The sequence below is a fragment of the Klebsiella sp. MS 92-3 genome (assembly GCF_000195655.1).
Classification (GTDB): Bacteria; Pseudomonadota; Gammaproteobacteria; order Enterobacterales; family Enterobacteriaceae; genus Klebsiella; species Klebsiella pneumoniae.
Map to the genome: position 1 here is coordinate 1 of NZ_GL882786.1, position 7,454 is coordinate 7,454.

Here is a 7,454-nt window from a genome sequence, read left to right on the forward strand (position 1 = left end):
AAATTGCAATATGTGGTGGACCCATACACCGTGTTGATTTTCAACAAGTAAGAGGCTACTCTTATGGTGTTCATGCATAGGGGAGCCTCACTTTGATTACTATCAGGTGGGGCTTTTCTCTGTCTGTCTCCCGCTGAATACCTGAGACACACAGTCTCAAGCACCCGCCGCCATTCTAGCGTAAATACCTCGCGGAATTATGTTTATATATTCCTAAACATTTCTTATCGATGAATGAAAATAATGAAGATATCAATGACAGAATTATTAGCGGTTCACCTATTTATATTTCACGTATAAAAAACCCTGCCCTGAGGCAGGTCTTTTATTATTTCCGATACGCTTACTGCAGCAGAGAAATATCCGCTACCTGCAGGAACAGCTCGCGCAGTTTGGACAGCAGCGTCAGACGGTTGATGCGAACATCTTTGTCTTCAGCGTTAACCATCACGTTCTCGAAGAACTCATCCACCGGCTCGCGCAGCGCAGCCAGCTCAATCAGCGCATCCTGATAGCGGCCTGCGGCGAAGTACGGCTGCAGCTTGTCGCGCAGCACCACCAGATTGCCCGCCAGCTTAATTTCCGCCGCTTCTTTCAGCACCGAAGCGTGAACGATGTCGTTCAGCGTTTCGTCGGATTTCGCCAGGATGTTGGAGACACGCTTGTTCGCCGCCGCCAGCGCGGAGGACTCTTCCAGAGTACGGAAGTGCGATACCGCCTTCATACGCGCATCGAAATCCGCCGGGCGGGTTGGACGACGCGCCAGTACCGCCTGGATAGTGTCGACACCGTAGCCTTCGTCCTGATACCAGGCGCGGAAGCGGCCCAGCATAAAGTCGATCACGTCATCAACCACGTTGGCGTTGGTCAGCTTCTCACCGTACAGACGCACCGCCTCTTCAGTCAGCGTTTGCAGATCGAGATTCAGGTTCTTCTCGACGATAATACGCAGGACGCCCAGCGCGGCGCGGCGCAGCGCAAACGGGTCTTTATCGCCTTTCGGGTGCTGGCCGATACCGAAGATACCCGCCAGGGTGTCCATCTTATCGGCAATCGCCACCGCGCAGGCCACCGGGTTAGACGGCAGCGCGTCGCCGGCAAAGCGCGGCTGATACTGTTCGTTCAGCGCCACGGCCACATCTTCCGCTTCGCCATCATGGCGCGCGTAGTGCATCCCCATCACGCCCTGGGTGTCGGTGAACTCGAAGACCATGTTGGTCATCAGGTCGCACTTGGACAGCAGGCCCGCGCGGGTCGCGTGGTTCACGTCAGCGCCAATCTGCTCGGCAATCCAGCCCGCCAGCGCCTGAATGCGATCGGTCTTGTCGCGCAACGTCCCCAGCTGCTGCTGGAACAGCACGGTTTCCAGACGCGGCAGGTTGTCTTCCAGACGTTTTTTACGGTCGGTGTTGAAGAAGAACTCGGCATCGGCCAGACGCGGACGGACTACCTTCTCGTTACCGGAGATGATCTGCTGCGGGTCTTTCGACTCGATGTTAGCGACGAAGATAAAGTTCGGCAGCAGCTTACCGGCGTTGTCGTAGACCGGGAAGTACTTCTGGTCGCCCTTCATGGTGTAAACCAGCGCTTCAGACGGCACCGCGAGGAATTTTTCTTCGAACTTCGCCGTCAGTACCACCGGCCATTCCACCAGCGAGGTGACTTCTTCCAGCAGGCTTTCGCTCAGATCGGCTTGACCGCCAATCTTACGCGCCGCCTCTTCCGCATCGGCTTTGATTTTGGCTTTACGCTGTTCGTAATCGGCAATGACTTTACCGCGCTCCAGCAGGATCTGCGGGTACTGGTCGGCATGGTCGATGGTGAACTCCGGCTCGCCCATAAAGCGATGGCCGCGAATCACGCGATCGGACGGAATACCGAGGATAGTGGCCGGGATCACTTTGTCACCCAGCAGCAAAGTCACCGTGTGTACCGGACGCACGAAGTGGACGTCAGACGCGCCCCAGCGCATCAGTTTCGGGATCGGTAGCTTCGCCAGCGAGCTGGCAATCATGTTCGGCAGCAGCGCTTCGGTGCTTTCACCCTTCACATGGGCGCGATACAGCAACCACTCGCCTTTGTCCGTGGTCAGACGTTCGGCCTGATCGACGGTGATACCGCAGCCGCGCGCCCAGCCTTCGGCCGCTTTGCTTGGCTTGCCTTCGGCATCGAACGCCTGGGCAATAGCCGGGCCGCGTTTTTCCACTTCGCGATCGGCTTGCGCCGCCGCCAGGTTGGCCACCTTCAGCGCCAGACGACGCGGGGCGGCAAACCATTCCACTTTACCGTGCGCAAGGCCAGCGTTATCCAGCTCCGCGGTCACATTCGCAGCAAAAGATTCCGCCAGGCTGCGCAGCGCTTTTGGTGGCAGCTCTTCAGTGCCGATTTCCACCAGAAAAGTATTCTCAGACATGGCCGCCTCTTATTTATTCTTGTTGCACATCGGGAAGCCGAGCGCTTCACGGGAAGCGTAGTACGCTTCCGCCACTGCTTTAGTCAGGGTGCGAATGCGCAGGATATAGCGCTGACGCTCGGTGACGGAGATGGCTTTACGCGCATCCAGCAGGTTGAAGCTGTGAGCCGCTTTCAGAATACGCTCGTAGGCCGGCAGCGGCAGCGGGGTCTCCAGCGCCAGCAGCTGCTGGGCCTCTTTCTCATACTGTTCGAAGCAGGTGAACAGGAAGTCGACGTCGGCATATTCGAAGTTATAGGTGGACTGCTCCACTTCGTTCTGGTGGAACACGTCGCCGTAGGTGGTTTTCCCCAACGGGCCATCGCTCCAGACCAGGTCATAGACGCTGTCCACACCCTGGATGTACATCGCCAGACGCTCCAGACCGTAGGTGATCTCTCCGGTCACCGGCTTACACTCGAGGCCGCCGACCTGCTGGAAGTAGGTGAACTGCGTCACTTCCATGCCGTTGAGCCACACTTCCCAGCCCAGACCCCAGGCGCCCAGCGTCGGGTTTTCCCAGTTGTCTTCGACAAAGCGAATGTCGTGGATAGTCGGGTCCATACCCAGCTCTTTCAGCGACCCGAGGTACAGCTCCTGGATGTTGTCCGGAGAGGGTTTAATCACCACCTGGAACTGATAGTAGTGCTGTAAACGGTTCGGGTTTTCGCCATAGCGGCCATCGGTTGGACGACGGGAAGGCTGCACGTAGGCGGTCGCCATCGGCTCCGGTCCTAACGCGCGCAGGCAGGTCATCGGGTGAGAGGTGCCGGCGCCGACTTCCATGTCCAGTGGTTGAACAATGGTGCAGCCCTGACGAGCCCAGTAATCCTGTAAGGTCAGGATCAGGCCCTGGAAGGTCCTGGTATCAAACTTTTGCATATGATTTCGTGCTGGATACGTGTGGATTTAAAGGAAGGAGTCAGTATACCCGCTGGCTGCGAGATATACAGTACGAAACGGCGTTGTTTCAGGAAAACGGACGAAATTTACGCCAGGCGGGGTCGATTCAGCGCATCGAAAGATGCATAAACTGGCCGTCCGGGTCAAAGGAACAGATGAAACGCTCATTCTTGCCGGTACGGCCAGAAAGCTCATAGCTCGCCTGGAATTGTTCAAAGTGGTTCACGTCAACGAGCTGCGTTTGCGTGTTATAGCGGATAGCCGCCTGATCCTTGCAAAGCTGCGCCATATTGAGCGTGGTTTGCGGCGTAATACGAGCGCGCTGCGCTTTTTGCGTCGGCGGGGAGACGGTCTCGCTGCAGCCCGCGAGGAGCAGCACCAGCATGACGGAAACAACACCTTTCACCACGTTCTCCTCCACCGCCTTGTTAGCAAGTTGTTATCCTAAAGATTCAGTATTACAGGTATTTTGCGAATATCATGAAACTGCGACAAGTCTGTGACCGAAAACTCAGACTAATCTATTGCGACACCGGGAAACCGGGCAGGTCATATCTTATTTCGCCAGCAGACATTGAGGGACTGATGCAAGAAAAGATACACTGGATCACCAACCTGCGCGGCATCGCCTGCATGATGGTGGTGATGATCCACAGCACCAGCTGGTATATCACTCACCCCCATGCGATTACCCTGCTGCAATGGGATATCGCCAATCTGCTCAATTCCGCCTCCCGCGTCAGCGTGCCGCTGTTTTTTATGATCTCGGGCTACCTCTTTTTTGGGGAACGCAGCGCCCAGCCGCGCCATTTCTGGCGGATTGGCCTGTGCATTGCGTTCTATAGCGCGCTATCTCTGCTGTATATCACGCTGTTTACCCATATCAACGTCGAGCTGTCGTTAAAGAATTTGCTGCAGAAGCCCGTCTTCTACCACCTGTGGTTTTTCTTTGCTATCACCGTCATCTACCTGCTCTCGCCGCTGCTTCAGGTTAAGTCCACCAGTAGCACAATGCTGCTGGCGCTGATGGCGATCCTCGGCATTCTGGCCAACCCCAATATGGTCAGCGTTAAAGCCGCCGGGATTGAGTGGCTGCCAGTCAACCTCTATATCAACGGCGACACCTTCTACTACGTGCTCTACGGCGTGCTGGGCAGAGCCATTGGCACCCTGGACACCGATAAAAAATGGCTAACACCGCTCTGCGCCGCGCTGTTCATCGCCGCCGTGTGGGTCATTTCCCGCGGCACGCTGCATGAGCTGCGCTGGCGCGGAGACTTCGGCGACACCTGGTATCTCTACTGCGGACCGGCGGTGTTTGTTTGCGCGGTCACCCTGCTGACGCTGGCCAAAAACTGGCTTAACGCGCGTCCCCTGCCCGGTATCGCCTGCATTGCGCGACATTCGCTGGGGATCTACGGCTTTCATGCCCTGATAGTGCATGCGCTGCGCGCCAGCCATCTGGAGCTATCCCGCTGGCCGCTGCTGGATATTGTGTGGATATTTAGCGCCGCCCTGCTCGGCAGCCTGCTGCTGTCAGGCCTGGTGCAGCGGATTGATAGCCGCCGGCTGGTCAGCTAACGGTCCGCCGCCCGGAGGGGCCCGACTTACGTCTCAGGCCCCTCTTCCGTCACGCTGAGAGGTTCCCGTAAGCGCGTCGGGTCCCAGACATCACGCACGTTTTTCTGTACCGCAACAGCGCCAAACAGGCTCAAAAAATACGCCAGCCCATAGAACCCTTTCTCGCTGAGCAGCAGAGTGGCATTCCACAGTCCGATAACCAGCAGACCTACAGCGATAACGAAGACCACCAGACAGGTGGTGTAGTACAGCGCGGTGGTCGGAATGGCTTCATACTTATCGCGCACCGTCTTTTGATAAGATGCCGCGGCAAACAGCCCCAGTACCAGGACGGCAAAATAATAGCCTTTCTCATTCAACTGCATATCGGCATTCCACAGCCCCACCAGATAGGTGACAATGCCGCCGATCAGGGCAATCCAGGAGATCAAATGAAACGCAGGAGAATACGTCGCGTGCTTGTTTTCCATCACTTTTTACCTTTTACGCGCCTCGGGGCGGCGCTTATTCCGTTTTTTGCATCGCGCGGGCGATGCGGGTCCGTTCGGGGGTTGCCGATGCGCCATATAAGCAGACAAACCATGCCGCGATATAGACGGCTTTTTCATGCCAGTCTGCCGGTACATACCAGGCGCCGACCAGCAGCAGGCCGACCGATAGCAGCAGCACCAGCCGGCATAAGGCAATAAAACCGTCGTCCTGTTCCTGCCACTGACTGGCGCGCTGATGGGCGAGAACAGCAAACATCCCCATCACCAGCACGCCGAGAAAATACCCTTTGCCGCTGAACAGCGGGCAGGTCCGCCAGATACCGAGCAGATAAACCAGCGATCCTGTCGCCATCATCCCCCTGGCAATATTGCGTTTTGTGATCATCTCACCTCCCTGGTCGACAGGGGCTGATTATGACCGACTCCCTCGGCGATGCCTCAGATTACGTACGACAAAGCGGAGATTTCGGAATAAATAAATACGCATTTATGGATGGATGTAGCCGGGACATTCAGGAAGGGAATCCGCCCGGCGCTGCCGGACGGACTGAGGCTAAGACATCAGCGGTTTCAGTTGCTGATAAATCTGGCGGAAGGTTTCCCGCTGCGGCGCATAGTGGGCCACACGGCGATCGTCTGGGCGATGGGCTTGTTCAAGCGGCAGCGGCTTCAGCAGCCCGGGGCGGTCTGCCTCGTCGTGAACCGCCAGCTGCGCCAGCCTGGCCGCCCCCAGCGCCGGGCCAACATCGCCCCCGGTACGGTAATCGAGCTGCAGGCCGCTGATATCCGCCAGCATTTGCCGCCAGTAAGCGCTGCGCGCCCCGCCGCCGATAAGCGTGATGCTCTGCGGCTTGATGCCGCAGGCGTGCACCACGTCCATACCATCCGCCAGCGCATAGCCCACCCCTTCCAGCACCGCCCGCGCCAGCTCTGCCGGCCCATGCTGATGCGTCAGGCCAAAAAAGACGCCCTTGGCCTGCGGGTTGTTGTGCGGCGTGCGTTCGCCCGACAGATAGGGCAGGAACCACACCGGACCGGCGCTTTCATCCGCCGTCTGCGCCGCCGCGATCAGCGCCGGCACGCTGGCGAGACCGGTTAATTTTGCCGCCCAGTCCAGACAGGAGGCCGCGCTGAGCATCACCGACATCAAATGCCAGCGGCCCGGCAGGGCATGGCAGAAGCTGTGCACCGCGCTTTCGGGTTTGCTAAGGAACCCTTCACTGACGGCGAAGTAGACGCCTGAGGTGCCCAGCGACAGCATCGCCTGACCGGCATCGGCCATGCCGACCCCGACCGCGCCCGCGGCGTTGTCGCCCCCGCCGCCCACCACCAGCGCCGGCGGCATATTCCACGCCTGCGCCACCTCAGGTCGCAGTTGCCCGGTGACGTCGCTGCCTTCGAACAGCGCTGGCATCGCATCCCGACTGAGATCGCAGGCGGCGAGCATCTCGTCGCTCCAGTCGCGCCGGGCGACGTCCAGCCACATCGTGCCGGCGGCGTCAGACATATCGCTGGCGAGCTCGCCGGTCATGCGCAGGCGCAGATAATCCTTGGGCAGCAGCACTTTATCGACCTGGCTGAACACTGCCGCCTCGTGCCGCTGTACCCATAAGAGCTTCGGCGCCGTAAAGCCCGGCATCATCAGGTTGCCGGTGATCTGCCTGGAAGCGCTGACTTTGTCTTCCAGCAGCTGGCACTCTTCGGCGCAGCGGCCGTCATTCCATAAAATGGCCGGACGCAGCACCTGTAACGATTTATCCAGTAGGGTGGCGCCGTGCATCTGCCCGGCAATGCCCAGCGCCTTCACGTCGCGCAGGCTATGCTGCGCGCCCAGGGCTTTCATCGCCGTGTCCGTCGCCAGCCACCACTGTTCGGGATCTTGCTCCGACCACAGCGGATGCGGACGCGAGACGGTGAGTTTTTCGGTATGCGATGCCACTACCTCACCCTGCTCATTGAGCAGAATGGCTTTGACGCCCGACGTCCCCAGATCGATGCCGATATACATACTCCCTCTCCTTAAACGC

Annotated in this window: 7 protein-coding genes; 1 reads left to right on the forward strand and 6 read right to left on the reverse strand. The window is 58.4% G+C overall.

The genetic code is table 11. The features are described from left to right. Nucleotides 1-343: 343 nt before the first annotated feature. The 3 genes from glyS to HMPREF9538_RS18155 all read right to left on the reverse strand — a co-directional run bounded on the left by glyS (nt 344) and on the right by HMPREF9538_RS18155 (nt 3,761). Nucleotides 344-2,413, reverse strand: a complete 2,070-nt coding sequence (glyS, locus tag HMPREF9538_RS18165) for a glycine--tRNA ligase subunit beta (RefSeq protein WP_009484607.1) — start codon at nt 2,411-2,413, stop codon at nt 344-346. A 9-nt stretch (nt 2,414-2,422) separates the two neighbouring features. Continuing rightward, the gene (glyQ, locus tag HMPREF9538_RS18160; RefSeq protein WP_002922128.1) at nt 2,423-3,334 is read right to left on the reverse strand and encodes a glycine--tRNA ligase subunit alpha; all 912 of its coding nucleotides are present in this window, start codon (nt 3,332-3,334) and stop codon (nt 2,423-2,425) included. A gap of 127 nt (nt 3,335-3,461) precedes the next feature. Next, entirely contained in the window at nt 3,462-3,761 is a 300-nt protein-coding gene (locus tag HMPREF9538_RS18155; protein ID WP_002922129.1) for a YsaB family lipoprotein, read from the reverse strand. Between the two features lie 179 nt (nt 3,762-3,940). Here HMPREF9538_RS18155 and HMPREF9538_RS18150 point away from each other — a divergent pair, with 179 nt between their 5' ends. Continuing rightward, nucleotides 3,941-4,936 carry an acyltransferase gene (locus HMPREF9538_RS18150; RefSeq protein ID WP_004173929.1) on the forward strand — a complete coding sequence of 332 codons (996 nt, stop codon included), beginning with the start codon at nt 3,941-3,943 and terminating at the stop codon, nt 4,934-4,936. Nucleotides 4,937-4,962: 26 nt separating this feature from the next. On the opposite strand, the gene yiaA is transcribed toward HMPREF9538_RS18150, so the two are convergent. The 3 genes from yiaA to xylB all read right to left on the reverse strand — a co-directional run bounded on the left by yiaA (nt 4,963) and on the right by xylB (nt 7,435). After that, nucleotides 4,963-5,409 (reverse strand): inner membrane protein YiaA, encoded by a 447-nt coding sequence (gene yiaA / locus HMPREF9538_RS18145; RefSeq protein ID WP_004188180.1) that lies wholly within the window; start codon nt 5,407-5,409, stop codon nt 4,963-4,965. Nucleotides 5,410-5,440: 31 nt separating this feature from the next. Next, nucleotides 5,441-5,812 (reverse strand): inner membrane protein YiaB, encoded by a 372-nt coding sequence (gene yiaB, locus HMPREF9538_RS18140; RefSeq protein WP_002922133.1) that lies wholly within the window; start codon nt 5,810-5,812, stop codon nt 5,441-5,443. A 168-nt stretch (nt 5,813-5,980) separates the two neighbouring features. Next, entirely contained in the window at nt 5,981-7,435 is a 1,455-nt protein-coding gene (gene xylB / locus HMPREF9538_RS18135; RefSeq protein WP_004150156.1) for a xylulokinase, read from the reverse strand. Between the last annotated feature and the right edge of the window lie 19 nt (nt 7,436-7,454).

What these genes read in the sequence shown, in the direction of transcription:
- glyQ (WP_002922128.1), bottom strand. Translation starts at nt 3,334, where the DNA reads ATGCAAAAGTTTGATACCAGGACCTTCCAGGGCCTGATCCTGACCTTA.
- xylB (WP_004150156.1), bottom strand. Translation starts at nt 7,435, where the DNA reads ATGTATATCGGCATCGATCTGGGGACGTCGGGCGTCAAAGCCATTCTG.
- HMPREF9538_RS18150 (WP_004173929.1), top strand. Translation starts at nt 3,941, where the DNA reads ATGCAAGAAAAGATACACTGGATCACCAACCTGCGCGGCATCGCCTGC.
- glyS (WP_009484607.1), bottom strand. Translation starts at nt 2,413, where the DNA reads ATGTCTGAGAATACTTTTCTGGTGGAAATCGGCACTGAAGAGCTGCCA.
- yiaB (WP_002922133.1), bottom strand. Translation starts at nt 5,812, where the DNA reads ATGATCACAAAACGCAATATTGCCAGGGGGATGATGGCGACAGGATCG.